Origin of the sequence: Streptomyces sp. ML-6 (assembly GCF_030116705.1) — a bacterium.
Taxonomy (GTDB): Bacteria; Actinomycetota; Actinomycetes; order Streptomycetales; family Streptomycetaceae; genus Streptomyces.
In genome coordinates, this window is the sequence record NZ_JAOTIK010000001.1 from 1,348,589 (window position 1) to 1,365,438 (window position 16,850).

Genomic DNA, 16,850 nt, shown 5'->3' on the forward strand with positions numbered 1-16,850 from the left:
AGAGTAGAGCATTGTTCAGCTTCCGGAACCCCTCCTGCGTCACGAATGCCGTTGACGCGCCCCGATTCAATTCCTACGGTTGTCCATAGGATTTCTTCGGCACCGGGAGCGCGGATGAGCGGCATCGAGCAGGCGAGGAAGACGACGGAGGGGCTCGAGTACTCCGCCGGTTTCGGCAACGAGCACAGCTCGGAGGCGGTGACGGGGGCGCTGCCGCACGGCCGCAACTCCCCCCAGCGCGCGCCCCTCGGGCTCTACGCCGAGCAGTTGAGCGGCTCGGCCTTCACCGAGCCGCGCGCCCACAACCACCGTTCCTGGCTCTACCGGATCCGCCCCTCGGCCGCCCATCCGCCGTTCGCCCGCATCGACAACGGCACCCTGCGCACCGCCCCGTTCGCCGAATCCGTGCCCGACCCCAACCGGCTGCGCTGGGACCCGCTCCCCGAGCCCGCCGCCGGGACGGACTTCCTGGCCGGTCTGTGGACCCTCGGCGGCAACGGCGACGCGACGCAGCGCACCGGCATGGCCGTGCACCTCTACTGCGCCGACACCTCCATGACGGACCGGGTGTTCAGCGACGCGGACGGCGAGCTGCTGATCGTCCCGGAGCGCGGCGGCCTGCTGCTGCGCACCGAGATGGGCCTGCTGCGCGCCGATCCGGGGCACGTCGCGCTGATCCCGCGCGGCGTCCGGTTCCGCGTGGAGCTGCTCGACGCCACCGCCCGGGGCTACGTCTGCGAGAACTACGGCCGGCCGTTCACCCTGCCCGACCTCGGCCCGATCGGCGCCAACGGCCTGGCGAACGCCCGGGACTTCCTGGCCCCCGTGGCCGCGTACGAGGACGACGACCGCCCGGTCGAGGTGATCAACAAGTTCTGTGGGAACCTCTGGGCCGCGACCTACGACCACTCCCCGCTCGACGTCGTCGCCTGGCACGGCAACCACACCCCGTACGTCTACGACCTGCGCCGTTTCAACGTCATCGGCTCGATCAGCTACGACCACCCCGACCCGTCGATCTTCACGGTGCTGACCTCGCCGTCCGACACCCCGGGGCTGGCCGGGGTCGACTTCGTCGTCTTCGCGCCGCGCTGGCTGGTCGGCGAGGACACCTTCCGGCCGCCGTACTTCCACCGCAACGTGATGAGCGAGTACATGGGCCTGATCGAGGGCGCGTACGACGCGAAGACGGCCGGAAAGGGCGGTTTCGTCCCGGGTGGCGGCTCGCTCCACAACATGATGTCGGCGCACGGCCCGGACCGGGAGACCTTCGACCGGGCGAGCGAGGCGGAGCTGAAGCCGCAGAAGATCGACGACGGCCTGGCCTTCATGTTCGAGACCCGCTGGCCGGTGACGGCGACCGCCCAGGCGGCGACGGCCGGCCATCTGCAGCGCGGCTACGACGACGTGTGGCAGGGTCTGAGCCGCAACTTCAGGCCGTAGGCGGCGGGGCCGTTCCCCGGCCCCGCGTCGGCGCGTTCGCCCGTCGCGGTACGGAGAGACCAGTCGCAGCACGGAAAGACCAGGTGACCCAGGTGCCCCAGACGCCCAAGACGCCCCCGGGGCCGGCCTTCGCCCCCGACTCGCTGGTCCTGAACCGCAAGCTGCCGCTGTGGTACCAGGTCTCGCAGTCGTTGCGCGCCTCGATACTCGGCCGGGCCCAGGACGCGTCGACCCGGCTGCCCACCGAGGAACAGCTCGCCGCCCACTACGGCGTCAGCGTCCTGACGATGCGCCAGGCGCTCAAGGAGCTGGAGACGGAGGGGCTGATCAGCAGGCACCGGCGGCGCGGCACGTTCATCGAGCCGCGCGCCCGCCGGGTGTCGCCGGTCCGGCTGCTCGGCTCGATCGACGCGATCGTGGCCCAGCAGTCGGGCGAGCGGACCGAGGTCCTCGGCCACGGCCCGGTCGCCGTGCCCGGGGACCTCGGCGAGTACTTCCCCGACTGCGCGGAGGTGGTCGGCTACCGCCGGCTGCGCCGCGACGAGAACGACGACGAGCCCACCAACTGGGCGGAGAACATGGTGCATCCCGAGGTCGCGGCCCGTCTGGACGCCGCCGATCTCGAACGCTGGCCGATGACCAAGGTGCTGCGCGACCGGGTCGGCGTCCGGATCGCGCGCATCACCGACACCGTCGAGGCCCGCCTCGCCGACCCGCCCACCGCCGAGCTCCTGCGGGTTCCACTGCTGAGCCCGATCCTGTTCTACACGGGCGTGACGTACGACGAGAGCGGCCGGGTGGTCGACGTGGCACGGATCCGGTACCGGGGCGACCGCTTCTCCTTCTCGGTCACCCTGGAGGCCCACTGACGGTCACCGGTCCACGGACCCGGCCCGTGGGGGAGCTACCGGTCGAACGAGTCCAGTACCCGGTCGAGGGCGCGGTCGAAGACCCTCTCCAGATCGATCGGTCCGGCGTCCTCGGCGAACGCCGCCGCCATCCGCGGATACTTCCCCGTCGAGACCTGGCTGATCAGGTAGGCGGTGCGCACCGCCTGCTCCTGCTCCTCGGACCAGGGCAGCGACCGGCTGCGCTCCGCCGTGGCGATCTCGTTGGCCGCGTAGGTGGTGACCACGCCGTTGACCATGGCGATCAGTTCCATCTTCTCGCCGAACCGCGCGTCGACCCCGTCCAGGCAGCTGAGCGCGTACTCCAGGTACCGCAGCGCGTTCGGGCTGAAGCCGTACACGGGTGACATCAGCCGGGGCACCCAGGTGTGGCGGTGCATCATCGCGCGGGCCTGGCGGGCCAGCGCGCCGAGGTCGGCCCGCCAGTCGCCGGAGGGGGTGGGGCAGTCGTACTCGGCGCTGACCGCGTCGAGCATCAGCTCGTGCAGGTCCTCCTTGCGCGGCACGTAGTTGTAGAGCGACATCGTGCCGCAGCCCAGCTCCGCCGCCACCTTCCGCATGGAGACCGCGTCGAAGCCCTCCGCGTCGGCGATGCGAACGGCCGCCGCCGCGATGTCCGCCCGGCTGAGGGCCGGTTTGGGGCCGCGGCCCGCCCGCTCGGGACGCGCCCAGATCACTTGGGGTACAGCGGGTCGCCCGACCATCGTTCATCACCTCGCCCCCATCGTAGTTACGTACATCGTACGTAGTGCGGTACGGTGGCCGCATGAAAACTACGTACGCTGTACTTAGTGAAGGTCTGGAGAAGCGCTACGGCGACGTCCACGCACTGCGGGGGCTCGATCTCGCCGTGGCCGAGGGCTCCGTCTGCGGGGTGCTGGGGCCGAACGGAGCGGGGAAGACCACCGCGGTCCGGGTGCTCACCACGTTGACGACACCGGACGCCGGGAGCGCCCGGGTGGCGGGCCACGACGTGGTGCGCGAGGCGGCGGCGGTGCGCGGGGCGATCGGCGTCACCGGGCAGGACGCCTCCGTCGACGGCGAGCTGACCGGGCGGCAGAACCTGCGGCTCTTCGCGAAGCTGCTGGGGTTGCGCGGCGAGGCCGGGCGCACCCGCGCCGAGGAACTCCTGGAGCGCTTCGAGCTGACCGGGGCGGCCGACCGGCCGGCCCGCACCTACTCGGGCGGCATGCGGCGCCGCCTCGACCTCGCGGCCAGCCTGCTGACCCGCCCGCGGGTGCTCTTCCTGGACGAGCCGACCACCGGGCTCGACCCGCACAGCCGCAACCAGATCTGGGCGGCGGTCCGGGACCTGGCGGACCTCGGCACGACCGTCCTGCTCACCACGCAGTACCTGGAGGAGGCCGACCAGCTGGCCGACGACATCGTGCTGATCGACCGGGGCCGGGCCGCCCACCGCGGCACCCCCGCGGAGCTGAAGTCCCTCATCGGCAACTACGCCGAGGTGGTCGTCGCCGACGAGTCGGCGCTGGTCCCGGCGGCCGGCGTGCTGGACCGGCTCACCGGTGCCGAACCGGTGCTCGACCACGAGCACCGCACCGTGGGCGCCGTCGCGGCCGACGCCACGCTCACCCTCCCGCGGATCGTCCGCGAACTCGACGCGGCCGGAGTGCCGCTGGTCGACGCGAGCCTGCGCCCGCCGACGCTCGACGAGGTCTTCCTCCGGCTGACCGGCCGCGGCGACGTCCGCACCGCCCCGAACCCGAACCCGGGCCCGACCCCGAAGGAGACAGCGGCATGAGCGCCACGACACCGCGCGTCGCCCCCGTCACGAGCACCCCGGCCGCCGACTGCCTGGCCATGCTGGGCCGTCACCTCCAGCGGATCAAGGCGTCCCCGGGCGTGATGATCCTGACCCAGACCATGCCGATCACGATGCTGCTCTTCTTCGGGTACGTCTTCGGCAGCGCCCTGGCCATGCCCGGTCAGGAGTACCGCGCGTTCCTGGTACCGGGGCTGCTGGCGGCGACGGCGGCGAACGGCATCATGGTCGGGATGTTCCAGTCGGCCCAGGACTGCCAGCGCGGGGTGATGGACCGGCTCCGCACGCTGCCGATGAGCCGCCCGGCCGTGCCCTTCGGCCAGACCGCGGCCGACCTGCTGACCACGGCCGTCGGCATGGTCCCGCTGATCCTGGTGGGGCTCGCGGTCGGCTGGCGGATCGAGGGCGGGCCGCTCGCCGCGCTGGGCGCCTTCGGGCTGCTGCTGCTCTTCCGCTTCGCCACGTCCTGGCTGGGCTACTGGCTGGGCCTGCTGATCCGCAACGAGGAGGTCGCCGGCCAGGTGGGCAGCGCCACCTTCGTCCTGCCGCTGCTGTCGAGCGCGTACATCCCGACCGACAACCTGCCGGGGTGGGTGAGGACGGTCGCGGAGTGGAACCCGATCAGCGCCATGGCCTCGGCGACCCGCGACCTGTTCGGCAACGCGTCCCCGGCCTCCGACGCCGCCTGGCCGGTCGCCCATCCGGTGGCCGGGACGCTGCTCTGGTCGGCGCTGCTGCTCGCGGTGTTCGTGCCGCTGTCCGTACGGCGCCACGCGCGCGGCGGCGAGTGACGGGAAGGCCGATGACGGCACCCGGCGCGGGAGTGACGGTCACGCGCGGGGGACGGTGATCTGCCGGGTGAACATGTCGAAGCGCCGCCGTCGGCCCCGGGGATGACGGGGAGGGTCGACAGCAGCGCGGAGCCGGGACGGTGGGTTGGTTCACCGTCCCGGACCGGAGGCCCGGATGACGGGCCCCGGCCGGGGAGTCCGGGCCGAGGACCGACGGGTGGTCATGACGGGCCGCAGGGTCAGTGGTGACTTCCGAAGAGCGAACGCCTCAGTCGTCGCAAGGGCGCGAAGAGCGACACCCGCGCGCTCTTGCTCCCACCGCGGTGAGCGGCGTCGCGCGAGGTGAGCTCGCGCATCAGCAGCGTCGCCTCCGCGGCTTCCCGCTGTGGCACGGCGGGTCCGCCGAGCACCGCGAGATGACGGTCGAGGCGCGAACTCGTCGCACCGCTCCCGCATGTGATGGCAGGCACACGCGGCCTGCTCCGCATCGCTATCTGTTCCATGTCACTCCCCACCCGTACGAGGGCACCCGCCCCGGGCAGGTTAACCCTATCGCCCCGCAACGACACTCGTGTATCCCGGGCGCAGGATTGCGCACACATGTACGGGGGTTGACACCGGCCTCCGGATCCCTTCGCGTCGGGGCGAGTTGGGCGCGAGGGGTCCGGCCCGGTCCGGTGGCCGGCCGCGACCCGCCGGACAAAGGCCCCGGCGGAGAGGGTCTCCCGCCCGTCGGGCGGCCGACGGGTCCGGCGGGTGCGCGACCGGGCGGAATCAGGCCGCCGAGGTGAGAACGGGCAGGTAGCCGCCCGACTGTCCGGCGGCGATGGGGTGGTAGGACTCGCCGATGTTCAGCCAGTTGATGCTGTGCAGCCAGGAGCTGCTGGAGCAGATCTCGTGGCCGGCGAACCGCCCCGCGACATCGGCGAAGGCGAATCCGTGGTCGGCGGCGCGCTTGGCGGTCGCCGCGTTGAGGTGGTCGGCCGCCGCGTTGATCGCGGAGCGCACCTTGTCGCTCAGGCCGGCGGCACAGCTGCCGCCGATCTCGTAGAAGCGCGGGTAGCCGAGGACGACGACCCGGGCGGACGGCGCCTTGGCGCTGATCGCCGAGTACACCGAGTCGAGGTTGCCGGGCAGGGTGGTGTCCACGAAGCTGCGGGCCGTGGCGATCCGGTTGAGGCAGGTGGTCTCCGACTGGAGCACGCAGGTGAGCATGACGTCGGCGAAGCCCGCGTCGTTGCCGCCGATGGAGATCGAGACCAGGTCGGTCGAGGAGTCGAGGGGGCCGAGCTGACCGGCCTTCACGTCCCCCGTGCGGGCGCCCGAGCAGGCGGTGAAGGCGAAGGAGGCGGGCGAGTTCGCGGCGGCCCAGAGAGCGGGGTACGACTTGGTGCTGCGCTTGCAGGAACCGCTGGCGCCGTCGTAGCTGCCGGCCCCGACGCCCGAGGAGTACGAGTCTCCGAGGGCGACGTAGTCGACGGCCCGGACGGACGGGGCGGACGGGGCGGCGAGGGCGGTGGCCGCCCCGGTCAGGGCGAGCGCGGCACCGAGCAGGAGCGAGGACGAGAATGCCGCGAGTCGGGACATCTTCATGGAACCTCCCGTGGACCGACGGGCGGGATCTCCGCCCGGTCTGCCGAGTCCGTGGTAGCAGCAGCCGCCCCCCTGCCGGAAGTGGGCATGCCAAGTTGCTCCAAAGTCTCCTCCTGTGCGCCCCTTTGATCCCGTGTCATACCCCCGCTCCCCCCTTGCGGGTGACGGACGGATGACGGACAGGGGATGGCGGGGGCGACGAAACCCGGATGCACCCGCGGTCCCCGTGCCCGATCATGACGCCATGTCCGCCACTCCCGAGTCCGCACTGCCGATCCGGCTCACCGTCGACGACGGCGATTCCCCGTCCGATGTCATCGACGCGCTGTTCCTGGGCCGCTTCGCGACGGGCGAGCAGCCGTACTCGCACAGCACCTCCCTGGAACGCGTCAAGGCCGGTGCCACCCTGCTGCCCCCGTCCGCCAAGGTGCTGCGCGCCGCCCGCGACGACGACCGCAGCGCCACCCTCGCCGAGGGCGACGGCTGGACGCTGCTCGTCTCCCGCTGGAACCGCGGCGCCGACGTCACCGTCACCGCGACCGGCCCGGAGCTGGCGCAGAAGATCCTCGACCGGGCGACGGACGGGGCCCGGGACGAACCGGAACCCCGGCCGGAGAACGTGCCGATGGGCTTCTGGTACACCTCCCCGCGCCGCGGCCCGTACCGCACCACCCGGCAGATCTCCTCCGGCACCTGGGACGAGGTCCGCGGCAACTACACGGCTCCGGTGGCCCGCGCCATGGACCGGCTGATGACGCTCACGCCCGAGGACGTCGCGGGCCGGCTGCTCCTGCTGCACGGCCCGCCGGGCACCGGCAAGACGTCCGCGCTGCGCACGCTCGCGCGCTCCTGGCGGGACTGGTGCCAGGTCGACTGCGTGCTCGACCCGGAGCAGCTCTTCAACGACGTCGGTTATCTGATGAACATCGCGATCGGCGAGGACGACGGCACGGCGAAGGGCCGGTGGCGGCTGCTGCTCCTGGAGGACTGCGACGAGTTGATCCGCGGCGAGGCCAGGCACACGGCGGGCCAGGCGCTGTCCCGGCTGCTGAACCTCACCGACGGGCTGCTGGGCCAGGGCCGCAACGTACTGGTGGGGGTCACCACCAACGAGGACCTGGGGCGGCTCCACCCGGCCGTGGTCAGGCCCGGCCGCTGCCTCGCCAGGATCGAGGTGGGCGCGCTGACCCGTGAGGAGGCGGTGACCTGGCTCGGCACGGAGGAGGGAATCGGCCGGGAGGGCGCCACGCTCGCCGAGCTGTACGCCCTGCGGCGCGGCAACGGCCCGGCGTCGGTCCCGAAGCAGGACTCCGGGGCGGACGCGGGCCTGTACCTCTGAGTCCCGCGCCGGGACCGGACGGACGCGGCCCCGTACCTCCAAGTCCTACGCCGGGGCCGGACGGACGCGGCCCCGTACCTCCAAGTCCTACGCCGGGGCCGGACGAACCCGGGCCCGTACCTCCAAGTCCCGCGCCGGGACAGGGCGTGCGGCCCGGGCCCGGCGCCCCCGGCCGGTGGTGCCCCCGCCGGGATCAGTCCGCGTACGCCGCCCGCACCGCGTCCGCCACCAGGGACAGCGCCTCGTCCCTGGGCAGGCCCAGCCGCCGCGCGTGCTCCGCGTACTCCTGCGCCGCGGCCGCCGCGTGCCGGTCCGCCGCGTCACCGGCGGCGGCGACGAACGTGCCGTTGCGCCCGCGGGTCTCGATCACCCCGTCGGTCTCCAGCGCGCGGTACGCCTTCGCGACGGTGTTCGCGGCGAGGCCGAGCTCCTCGGCGAAGCCGCGTACGGTCGGAAGTCTGAAGCCGACGGGCAGCGCGCCGGAACGGGCCAGTTCGGAGATCCGCGTGCGCAGTTGCTCGTACGGGGCGATGCCGGAGTCCGGGTCAAGGACGATCTTCAAAGTCACGTCCCGATTCTCCCCCACGCCGTCCCCGGCGGCGCCGGAAATTCAGGGGCGGGCCCCGGCGTCCCGCGCGTAGCGTCCGGTTCATGACTGTCACCGTTCGCGACTTCCGGCCGGCCGACGCGGAGGACTGGGTACGGATCCGGCGCGCCGCACTTCCCTGCATGGTGACGACGCCCGAGCACGTCGTCCACGGCCTGTCCCGCGCCCATCCCGACAAGCGCTACCGGCTGCTGGTGGCCGAGGAGGACGGGCAGCTCATCGGCACCGCGCAGGTCGGCCTCGCGTACGACAGCCCCGAGCCCGGCCAGGGGTTCTGCAATCCGTACACCCACCCGGAACACACCGGGCGCGGGGCGGGCGCGCTGCTGCTGGCAACGGCCGAGGAGCACCTGGCCCGGGAGGGCGCGACCACGGTCCACGCCTGGGTGCTCGACGCGCCGGCGAACCGCGCCTTCGCCGAGAGGCGCGGCTACGTGCCGAGCCGTTCGGCGCACTTCCTCCACCTCGACCTGGCGGGCGGGGACCTGCCGCCCCGGCAGGAGCCCCCGGCGGGGGTGGAGTTGCGCACCGCCGCGGACTTCGCGGACGATCCGCGTCCGCTCTTCGAGCTGGACGCCGAGACCGCGGCCGACGAGCCCGGCGACATCCCGGCCGAGCTGACCGACTACGAGGACTGGCTCGACCACACCTGGAACCTCCCCCTGCTCGACCACGAACTGACCACGGTCGCAGTGGCCGACGGTGAGCCGGCGGCGTTCAGTCTCGCGGAGACCGACGGCCTGACCCGGTACATGTCCGGCATGACCGGGACCCGCCGGGCACACCGCGGCCGGGGCCTGGCCAAACTCGCCAAGAACGACTCGCTGCACCGGGCCCGCGCCGCCGGGTACACGGACGCGTACACCGGCAACGACACGGCGAACGGCCCGATGCTGGCGGTCAACCGGTGGCTCGGCTACGGGGTCTGCGCCACGGAGGTGCGGTATGTCCGCGGCCTCGGCTGAGACCTCGCTGACGGTCGCCCTGGTGAAGGCCGGGCGGGCCAAGATCAGCTATCCGGCGGACGTGGTCCGCGACGACGGCGTCCGGGTGACGGTGCGGGCGCCCTGGGCGGCGCCCGGCGTGCGCGACTTCGGCTTCGTGCGGTTCGAGCCGGGCGACGTGTTCACCGAGCACTACTGGCGCGACCGGTGGTACGCGGTGAAGGAGGTCCGTTCCGGCGCGGGCGTGCTCAAGGGCTGGTACTGCGACGTCACCCGCCCCGCCGTGCTGCGGGACGGCCGGCTCCTGGTGGAGGACCTGGACCTCGACCTGTGGGTGTCGGCGGACGGCACGACCGTGCTGCGGCTGGACGAGGACGAGTTCGAGCAGAGCGGTCTGGCCGGACGCGACCCGGCGGCGGCCGGCGCGGCCCGGAAGGCGCTGGACGAACTGGAGCGGCTGGCCCGCGCGGAGGGCCTCGCACCGCTGCTGGCCTGACGGCCCGGAGCACCGCGACCCGGCGGGCCCGCGCCGCCCAGCCGGCCGGGTCCGGGCCCGGTCAGTCGCGGCGCCGCGCCCAGACGTCGGCGTACGGATCCGGTTCCACCCGTGCCGGGCGGGGCTCCCGGCGCCCCCCGGCGACCAGCTCCACCTCGTACCCCGCGGCGTCCTCCAGATAGGCGGCGACGTGCTCCTCGCCGCCCGCGTGCGGATAGCGGTCCGCGAAGAGCGGCCGCCAGCCGTGCTCCGGGGCCCGCGCCACCAGGGCGTCGAGGGCGGCCCGGTCCCGGACGTGGAACGCGAGGTGGTTGAGTCCGGGGCGGCGGCGGTCGTACGGCTCCGGGAGCAGGTCGGGCGACTGCTCGACCACCACGTAGCTCTCGCCGCGCCGCCAGCTGCGCCCGTGCTCCCAGCGCTGGTACGGGACGTGGCCCAGCTCGCCGAGCAGCCAGCCCCACCCCCGCTCGGCCGCCGCCAGGTCGGGCACCCACAGCTCGATGTGGTGCACCCCGCCGGTGCCGGCCCGCCCGGCCGGCAGTGCGACGGCCCGGCTCGCGCCGTGCGGCCGGTGGGCCACGGAGTCGCCGTCCTCGTGCCAGTGGATCAGGAAGTGCTCCCCCGCGCGGTATCCGTCGAGCCCCGCCCGGCAGTAGGCGACCATGTCGTCCGGGAGGTCGTCCAGCGGGAACCACCTCAGCTCGGAGCACTTGTCCGGCTCGCGGTTGTGGGGTTCGCGGTCGGGGTCGTACTCCGCCTCGAAGAACCAGCCCGTCCTGGGGGTGCCGCCGGGGCCCCGGTGCTGCATGACCAGGGCGACCCGCAGCTCGTCCGGGGCGAGTTCGAGCCCGATCTCCTCGGCGGCCTCGCGGATCATCGCCTCGCGGACGTCCTCGCCGTCCTCGACGTGTCCGGACGGGCCGTTGAACAGCCCGTCCGCGTACCCCGTGTTGGCGCGGCGGGCGAGCAGGACCTCGGAGCCCCGGCGGAGGATCAGGTGCACGTCGACGACCTCGGTGTGCCGGTGCGGCGGCACGGCGCGGGCCACCAGGGCGTAGCGCTCGTCGTGGACCCGCTTGCCCCAGAGGTCCGGATCGTCGGAGAGCCGCTCGTGGTGGACGCGCTCGGTGAATTCCGAGAGCAGCCCGGTCAGGGTCTCGGCGGAGACTCCGACGTCGTTCCAGACCCCTTCGATCAGGATCAGCCGGCCGCCGGGCCGCAGCAGGCCGAACCAGTGGCGCAGGGCCGCCGCCGGATCGGGCAGCAGCCACACCACGTGCCTGGCCAGGATGACGTCGAACTGCCGTCTGCCGACCGGCGGCCGGGCCGCGTCGCCGAGGAGCACCCCGGTCCCCGTCCCGGCGAGCTTGGCGCGCGCCTGCTCCACCATGCGCGGGGACCGGTCGAGGGCCGTGACCCGGTGGCCCTGTCCGGCGACGAGGAGGGAGAGGCTTCCGGTGCCGCACCCCAGGTCCAGCACCTCGGAACGCTGCTCGGGCAGCCAGCTCTCCATCCGCCGCGCCCAGGCGTGCCGGACCACCGGGTCGAGCAGGCCGTGGTCGGGTTCCTCGTCGAAGGAGTCGGCCGCGGAGTCCCAGTCGATCGTCGTCATGGGTCGATCGTGCCAGCCACCACCGACAACGGCGCCCCTCCGGAGGGATCGCGTTCGGCTCTCGGTGGTGAATCCGGGCGCACGGGCCGCCCGGGCGGCGCCACACCGGCTCACGGTGGTACGAGAGGCGCGGCCGGACCGGCCCCTCGTACCACCGCGGGTGCGACCGCTCGTCACCGGCGCACGGAGCGCCCCCGCGTCCTAGCCGATGACCGAGGCGCAGGTGGTGGGGGTGGCGTGTGCCGGGTCGAGGGCGTTCACCACCTCGTGGTAGGCGATCCGGTCGATGGTGCCGATCGCCACGTGCTCGGAGAGGTCGAGCGGGCACAGGTCCTGGAGCAGGACGTTGCGCACGTTCGGCCCGTCCAGGAACTGCGTGCGGTACGGGGTCACGACCTCGTCGTACCGGGTCGCGATGACGGTGTACTTCACACCCGGCACGGTGTCGCCGCCCGCGTTGAGCCTGGTCATGAACGGGGAGCCCGCCACCTGGTCGGCGAGGCCGGGGGTGTGGGCGTTCAGCAGGTCCTCGGCCCCGGGGAAGTAGGGCAGCAGCTTCGTCAGCCCGAGGAGGGTGGTGCCGTGGTTGTCGGGGGCGAGCCCGATCAGGGCGTTCACCTTGGCGGCACCGCCGAGGAACTTCAGGTAGTGATTCGGCATCATGCCGCCCTGGGAGTGGCCGACGAGGTCGACCTCGGGGGCGCCGGTGGCGGCGAGCACCTCGTCGACGAACGTGGCGAGCTGACCGGCCGACTCGTCGATCGGGCCGAGGCCGTGGAAGAACGGCACGCCGGGCAGTTGACCGTAGTCGAGGGAGTAGACGCAGTAGCCCCGGTTGACCAGGTAGGGCGCGAGGACCAGCCAGTTGTCGATGGAGTTCCCGAAGGTTCCGTGGACCAGGACGACCGGGCGGGGGTGGGCTGCGGAGGGCTTGCAGGAGTAGTCGTTCCAGCCGCGGGAGGTGGCCGTGGCGGCGGTGGGGGCGGCCGCGGCCGCGGTGGTCGTGGAGGTGGCGACTGCGGCGACGGCGAGGAGCAGTGCGGCGAGGGTCCTGCGCGCACGTGGGGGGCGCGACGCACGGTTCCGGGGCAGCATCGTGAGGTCTCCTTGCGGCTCAGGGGAGTTTCGACGTCTGTGCACCCTGCGGCCCGGACCACAAGTTCTGACACTGGCTCTGCTTGCTCCGTGCCAAATTACGCGCCGGTAAGGTGGCCTGGGAAGTTACGTGTCGGTAAAAAGTGTCGGCGTGTCAGTCCGGCGGGACGGAACCGTACGGACGCCCCCGGCCCCGCGGTCCGCCATCCGGCCCAGTTCCGACTGCACGAACGGCCGATGCCCCGGAACGTGGGGACATGACTTTCGTCGACGAGGTGAAGAACGCCGTCACCCCACGGGCCGCGCTGCTCGTCATCGGTGTGCTCGCACTGCAGTTGCTGTTCATCACGTCCTACGTCGGGGCGCTGCACAAGCCGAAACCGACGGACGTGCCCTTCGGCGTGGTCGCACCCCAGCAGATGTCCGCCCGGCTCACGGCCGACCTGGAGGCGCTGCCCGGCGGTCCGCTGGACCCCCGTCCGGTCGCCGACGAGGCCGCGGCCCGCCGGCAGATCCTCGACCGCGAGATCGACGGCGCCCTGGTCGTGAACCCCACCGGCACCACCGACACCGTCCTCGTCGCCTCCGGCGGCGGCACGGCCATGGCCGACACGCTGACGCGGATCATCACCGAGGTCGACCGGACGCAGCAGCGCACGGTACGCGCCGTGGACCTGGCCCCCGCCTCCGGCCAGGACTTCAACGGGATCTCGTCCTTCTACCTGGTCGTGGGCTGGTGCGTGGGCGGCTACCTCTGCGCCTCGATCCTCGCGATCAGCGCGGGCGCCAAGCCCGCCAACCGCCGGCGCGCGGTGATCCGGACCGGTGTCATGGCGCTGTACTCGATCGTGGGCGGGATCGGCGGCGCGCTCATCATCGGCCCGGTCCTCGGCGCCCTGCCCGGAAGCTTCTGGGGCCTGTCGGGGCTGGGGGCGCTGACCGTCTTCGCGGTCGGCATGCTCACTCTCGCCCTCCAGGCCCTCACCGGCATCGTCGGCATCGGCCTGGCCGTCCTGATCGTGGTGATCGCGGGCAACCCGAGCGCCGGCGGCGCCTTCCCGCTGCCGATGCTGCCGGACTTCTGGCGGGCGATCGGCCCCGCCCTGCCGCCCGGCGCGGGCACCTGGGTGGCGCGCTCGATCGCCTACTTCAAGGGCAACGCGATCACCGGTCCCCTGCTGGTGCTCTCCGCGTGGGCGGTGGCGGGCACCGCCGTCACCCTCCTGGTCGCCGCGCGCCGCACCCCGGAGGAACTCACCGGCGACCACCCCGCCATCGGCTCGGTCGTCGACTGATCCCACGGCCCGGCGACCCCCGCGCCGACGTCCGGCCCGACCTCGATCGGAAAGAAAGTCCTGGCCGATCGGGGGAAGGAGGGCTACGCTGCCCCGCGATGACCACTTACTCTCTCTGCAGATTGGGGGACCCGTCCGCGCAAGGTGAGTGCTGATGCTCACTCAGGACGCGAACGGGGATTCCCGGCTTTCCTTCTGGCGGCGCGTGCGCGAGTTCGCCGTGCCGCCTTCCATGATCGAGACCGCGAGCGCCCGCCGCCGGGCCGGCGACTGGGCGGGGGCGTGTGCCGCCGCGGGCATCGACGTCGACCTCAGCCCTCGGTCCGTGGCACGCACCCACGGCCGGGAACTCGCCTCCCGGCTCCGGGACGATCTGCGCCATCTGGCGCCCGACCTGTTGCGCTGGCACATGCCGAGGATCGCTCCTCGCGGGCTGCTGCGACCGGGTCTGACGATCACTCTGGCCCGGTACGGCACCGAGGGGCCCGACGGCGTGCGCCCGGTGCACCTGGTGGTGCGGACCCCGCCCGCCTGGGCGGACGCCGGCCAGCGGGTCGGCCTCGCGCTGTGGGACGGCTCCGGGGACGGTCCCCGCCGCCACCCGCACCACCGCCCGAACCCCCGGTTCCGCCTCGACCTGCACCGCCACCTGTGGGATGCCCGCCGGGCCGACGAGCTGCGGGTCCGGGCCGGGGTCGGCCCACCGCCCTCCGACGCCCCGCCCCCGGTGCACCCGGAGGTGTCGGCGGCGGTGCCGCCGGGGCGTCACTGCGCCGTCGACCGGTGGGCGGCCGAGGCACGGATCCTGCTCCGTGCCGAGGGGCGGTCCGCGGGCCCCGTCGCCGTACGCCTCGGGGGCCGGCACCGGCTGCTCCTGGACCTGGCCGCGGAACGGGACGGCCACGGGCCGCCCGCGCTGCGGCTCGCGGGCGGGGCCGACGGTCCGTCCGCACCGCCGGTCCTGCCCGACGCGGCGACCTGGACGCTGCCCGACCTCGAACTGATCCGTACCGGTGCGATCGGGGCCGACCGGCTGCACCCGCTGGTCGTCGCGGCCCTGATGCCGGATCACGCCCCGGCCGCCGCAGCCCGGCCCCCGGACCCGGCGGGGCAGCCGCGACTCGTGGACTGCCGGGGCGACCGGCACCGGATCGGCCTGGTCGACGGGGTGCTGGTCCCGCTGGACCACGACCCGGCCGAGATCCGCCGGGAGGAGCTGCTGGTCGCCCTGACCGGCACTCCGCTGCCCTGTCTGCGGGCCATCGACGAGGCGCACCGCCGCCCGGACTGCCTCACCGGCGTGCGCGAACGCCTGGACCACGGCGACATCGCCGGTGCGCTGGCCGTCGTCGAGGGTCTGCTGGGCCCCGGCGCGCTGCTGCGCAGCGGCGAACTGCGGGACGAGTTGGAGGAAGCCGCGCGGCGGCGGATCACCTACGGGCTGTTCCGGGCGGGCCTGGCCGAAGGGCCCGACCGCCTCCATCCGTACCGCCATCGCCCCCGGCACCGCCGCGCGCACCCGCGCGACGCGGCCCTTCGCTGAACCGGCGCCCGCCGGCCCCGTACATCCACCACGACTCCGAAGGTGATCAGCCATGCCCGTACGCACCCCCGCAGCCCCCTCCGCTCCCTCTGTTCCCTCTGTTCCCTCTGTCCCCTCCGCTCCTTCCCTCCCTTCCGTCATGCCCGTCGTCGGGGACCGTGCCTCCCAGCTCGACATCGCCGACGAACTGACGGCCCTGCTGAGCGAGACCACCACCGAACCCCGCGCCGACAGCCGGCTGGAGGCCCTGACCCTGGCCGTGGCCGCCGATCTGCCCGTGCTCCTGTGGGGTCAGCCCGGCATCGGCAAGACCGCCGCCCTCACCCGGCTCGCCGAGTCCCTGGACCTTCCGCTGACCACGGTCATCGCCAGCGTGCACGAGCCGTCCGACTTCTCGGGGCTGCCCGTCGTCGGGGACGATCCCGCGGAACAGGGTGTCCCGATGGCGCCGCCGGACTGGGCGGTGCGCCTGGTCAGGGCCGGCCGGGGGCTGCTGTTCCTGGACGAACTGTCCACCGCGCCCCCGGCCGTCCAGGCCGCCCTGCTCCGCCTCGTGCTGGAACGGCGGGTCGGCGCCCTGCGACTGCCTTCCGGGGTACGGATCGTGGCCGCGGCCAATCCGCGTTCCTCGGCGGCCGACGGCTGGGAGCTGAGCCCGCCGCTGGCCAACCGGTTCGTGCACCTCCAGTGGACGCACGACCACGAGGTGGTGGTGCGCGGCCTCGGCGGGACCTGGCCCCGGGCGACGCTGCCGCGGCTCGACCCCGGGCGGCTGTCGCAGGCCGTGGACTTCGCCCGTCGCGCGGTGTGCGGGCTCCTCACCGCCCGTCCCGCGCTCGTGCACCGGCTGCCCAGTGGCGAGACGCACCGGGGCGGGGCCTGGCCGTCGCCCCGCAGCTGGGACATGACCCTGCGTCTGATCGCGTTCGCGACCGCGGCCGACTCCTCCAGGGACGCGCTCTCCCTGCTGGTCAGGGGCACCGTGGGGGACGGTCCGGGGCTGGAGCTGCTGGCGGCCCTGGACCGGATGGACCTGCCGGACCCCGAGACGCTCCTCGCCGACCCGGCGGGGGCCGAGCTGCCCGAACGGGGGGACCTGCGCCAGGCCGCGCTCGACGGCGCGGTGGCGGCGGTCCGCAACCGCCCGGACAAGTCCCGCTGGGACGCGGCGTGGGCGCTCCTGGTCCGGGCGCTGGAGGACGGGGCCCCGGACGTGGTGGTCGTCCCCGCGACCACGCTCGCCTCGTTGCGCCAGGAGGACTGGGACGTTCCGGAGTCGATCGAACGGCTCGCCGGAGTGGTCTCCCTGTCCCGCCGGGCGGACCGGGCGGCGGCGCGGACGGCGGACCGGGCCGCGGCAGCCGCGAAGGCCGGCCGATGACCCCGGACGAACCGATGACC

General features: G+C 73.5%; 16 protein-coding genes. 10 read left to right on the top strand and 6 right to left on the bottom strand.

All coding sequences use genetic code 11. The annotated features are described in order from the left end of the window. Window positions 1–114: 114 nt before the first annotated feature. Both hmgA and OCT49_RS05940 read left to right on the top strand, forming a co-directional pair. The gene (hmgA, locus tag OCT49_RS05935) at window positions 115–1,443 is read left to right on the top strand and encodes a homogentisate 1,2-dioxygenase (protein ID WP_283850836.1); all 1,329 of its coding nucleotides are present in this window, start codon (window positions 115–117) and stop codon (window positions 1,441–1,443) included. An 83-nt stretch (window positions 1,444–1,526) separates the two neighbouring features. Next, the gene (locus tag OCT49_RS05940) at window positions 1,527–2,312 is read left to right on the top strand and encodes a GntR family transcriptional regulator (protein ID WP_283850837.1); all 786 of its coding nucleotides are present in this window, start codon (window positions 1,527–1,529) and stop codon (window positions 2,310–2,312) included. A 35-nt stretch (window positions 2,313–2,347) separates the two neighbouring features. Here OCT49_RS05940 and OCT49_RS05945 read toward each other — a convergent pair whose 3' ends face one another. Beyond that, a complete protein-coding gene (locus tag OCT49_RS05945; RefSeq protein ID WP_283850838.1) occupies window positions 2,348–3,055 on the bottom strand; it encodes a TetR/AcrR family transcriptional regulator in 708 nt (235 codons plus the stop codon). 62 nt (window positions 3,056–3,117) lie between these two features. Between OCT49_RS05945 and OCT49_RS05950 the strand changes: the two genes are divergently transcribed. Further along, complete coding sequence (locus OCT49_RS05950; protein ID WP_283850839.1) at window positions 3,118–4,113, top strand: ATP-binding cassette domain-containing protein; 996 nt, start codon at window positions 3,118–3,120, stop codon at window positions 4,111–4,113. Continuing rightward, window positions 4,110–4,925: an ABC transporter permease gene (locus tag OCT49_RS05955; protein WP_283850840.1), complete on the top strand. Its 816-nt coding sequence runs from the start codon at window positions 4,110–4,112 to the stop codon at window positions 4,923–4,925. The genes OCT49_RS05950 and OCT49_RS05955 overlap by 4 nt, the downstream gene beginning before the upstream one ends. A 239-nt stretch (window positions 4,926–5,164) precedes the next feature. Here the strand turns inward: OCT49_RS05955 and OCT49_RS05960 are convergent, their stop codons facing one another. Beyond that, complete coding sequence (locus OCT49_RS05960; protein WP_283850841.1) at window positions 5,165–5,428, bottom strand: hypothetical protein; 264 nt, start codon at window positions 5,426–5,428, stop codon at window positions 5,165–5,167. A 271-nt stretch (window positions 5,429–5,699) separates the two neighbouring features. Beyond that, on the bottom strand, window positions 5,700–6,518 hold the full coding sequence (locus OCT49_RS05965; RefSeq protein WP_283850842.1) for an SGNH/GDSL hydrolase family protein: 819 nt from the start codon (window positions 6,516–6,518) through the stop codon (window positions 5,700–5,702). Between the two features lie 244 nt (window positions 6,519–6,762). On the opposite strand from OCT49_RS05965, the gene OCT49_RS05970 reads away from it, so the two are divergent. After that, window positions 6,763–7,857 carry a DUF5925 domain-containing protein gene (locus OCT49_RS05970; protein WP_283850843.1) on the top strand — a complete coding sequence of 365 codons (1,095 nt, stop codon included), beginning with the start codon at window positions 6,763–6,765 and terminating at the stop codon, window positions 7,855–7,857. 193 nt (window positions 7,858–8,050) lie between these two features. On the opposite strand, the gene OCT49_RS05975 is transcribed toward OCT49_RS05970, so the two are convergent. After that, window positions 8,051–8,425, bottom strand: a complete 375-nt coding sequence (locus OCT49_RS05975; protein ID WP_148833804.1) for a GntR family transcriptional regulator — start codon at window positions 8,423–8,425, stop codon at window positions 8,051–8,053. 83 nt (window positions 8,426–8,508) lie between these two features. Here OCT49_RS05975 and OCT49_RS05980 point away from each other — a divergent pair, with 83 nt between their 5' ends. Both OCT49_RS05980 and OCT49_RS05985 read left to right on the top strand, forming a co-directional pair. After that, window positions 8,509–9,429, top strand: coding sequence for a GNAT family N-acetyltransferase (locus OCT49_RS05980; protein ID WP_283850844.1), 921 nt, complete (start codon window positions 8,509–8,511; stop codon window positions 9,427–9,429). Beyond that, the gene (locus OCT49_RS05985) at window positions 9,410–9,904 is read left to right on the top strand and encodes a ribonuclease FAU-1 family protein (protein WP_283850845.1); all 495 of its coding nucleotides are present in this window, start codon (window positions 9,410–9,412) and stop codon (window positions 9,902–9,904) included. The genes OCT49_RS05980 and OCT49_RS05985 overlap by 20 nt, the downstream gene beginning before the upstream one ends. Before the next feature lie 61 nt (window positions 9,905–9,965). Here the strand turns inward: OCT49_RS05985 and OCT49_RS05990 are convergent, their stop codons facing one another. After that, window positions 9,966–11,516, bottom strand: a complete 1,551-nt coding sequence (locus tag OCT49_RS05990; protein ID WP_283850846.1) for a trifunctional class I SAM-dependent methyltransferase/NUDIX hydrolase/VOC family protein — start codon at window positions 11,514–11,516, stop codon at window positions 9,966–9,968. Between the two features lie 201 nt (window positions 11,517–11,717). Then, complete coding sequence (locus tag OCT49_RS05995) at window positions 11,718–12,611, bottom strand: esterase/lipase family protein (protein ID WP_283850847.1); 894 nt, start codon at window positions 12,609–12,611, stop codon at window positions 11,718–11,720. Window positions 12,612–12,868: 257 nt separating this feature from the next. Here OCT49_RS05995 and OCT49_RS06000 point away from each other — a divergent pair, with 257 nt between their 5' ends. The 3 genes from OCT49_RS06000 (at window position 12,869) to OCT49_RS06010 (ending at window position 16,830) form a co-directional block, all read left to right on the top strand. Further along, complete coding sequence (locus tag OCT49_RS06000) at window positions 12,869–13,906, top strand: DUF3533 domain-containing protein (RefSeq protein WP_283850848.1); 1,038 nt, start codon at window positions 12,869–12,871, stop codon at window positions 13,904–13,906. Window positions 13,907–14,060: 154 nt separating this feature from the next. Further along, window positions 14,061–15,449: a hypothetical protein gene (locus OCT49_RS06005; protein WP_283850849.1), complete on the top strand. Its 1,389-nt coding sequence runs from the start codon at window positions 14,061–14,063 to the stop codon at window positions 15,447–15,449. Window positions 15,450–15,588: 139 nt separating this feature from the next. Next, entirely contained in the window at window positions 15,589–16,830 is a 1,242-nt protein-coding gene (locus OCT49_RS06010; RefSeq protein ID WP_283850850.1) for an AAA family ATPase, read from the top strand. The last annotated feature ends 20 nt before the right edge of the window (window positions 16,831–16,850 follow it).

Bases quoted from the DNA above. Each gene is read 5' to 3' on its own strand.
- OCT49_RS06010 (WP_283850850.1), top strand. From the start codon at position 15,589: ATGCCCGTCGTCGGGGACCGTGCCTCCCAGCTCGACATCGCCGACGAA.
- OCT49_RS05960 (WP_283850841.1), bottom strand. From the start codon at position 5,428: ATGGAACAGATAGCGATGCGGAGCAGGCCGCGTGTGCCTGCCATCACA.
- OCT49_RS05945 (WP_283850838.1), bottom strand. From the start codon at position 3,055: ATGGTCGGGCGACCCGCTGTACCCCAAGTGATCTGGGCGCGTCCCGAG.
- OCT49_RS06005 (WP_283850849.1), top strand. From the start codon at position 14,061: ATGCTCACTCAGGACGCGAACGGGGATTCCCGGCTTTCCTTCTGGCGG.
- OCT49_RS05995 (WP_283850847.1), bottom strand. From the start codon at position 12,611: ATGCTGCCCCGGAACCGTGCGTCGCGCCCCCCACGTGCGCGCAGGACC.
- OCT49_RS05965 (WP_283850842.1), bottom strand. From the start codon at position 6,518: ATGAAGATGTCCCGACTCGCGGCATTCTCGTCCTCGCTCCTGCTCGGT.
- OCT49_RS05970 (WP_283850843.1), top strand. From the start codon at position 6,763: ATGTCCGCCACTCCCGAGTCCGCACTGCCGATCCGGCTCACCGTCGAC.
- OCT49_RS06000 (WP_283850848.1), top strand. From the start codon at position 12,869: ATGACTTTCGTCGACGAGGTGAAGAACGCCGTCACCCCACGGGCCGCG.
- hmgA (WP_283850836.1), top strand. From the start codon at position 115: ATGAGCGGCATCGAGCAGGCGAGGAAGACGACGGAGGGGCTCGAGTAC.
- OCT49_RS05950 (WP_283850839.1), top strand. From the start codon at position 3,118: ATGAAAACTACGTACGCTGTACTTAGTGAAGGTCTGGAGAAGCGCTAC.
- OCT49_RS05980 (WP_283850844.1), top strand. From the start codon at position 8,509: ATGACTGTCACCGTTCGCGACTTCCGGCCGGCCGACGCGGAGGACTGG.
- OCT49_RS05990 (WP_283850846.1), bottom strand. From the start codon at position 11,516: ATGACGACGATCGACTGGGACTCCGCGGCCGACTCCTTCGACGAGGAA.
- OCT49_RS05985 (WP_283850845.1), top strand. From the start codon at position 9,410: ATGTCCGCGGCCTCGGCTGAGACCTCGCTGACGGTCGCCCTGGTGAAG.
- OCT49_RS05955 (WP_283850840.1), top strand. From the start codon at position 4,110: ATGAGCGCCACGACACCGCGCGTCGCCCCCGTCACGAGCACCCCGGCC.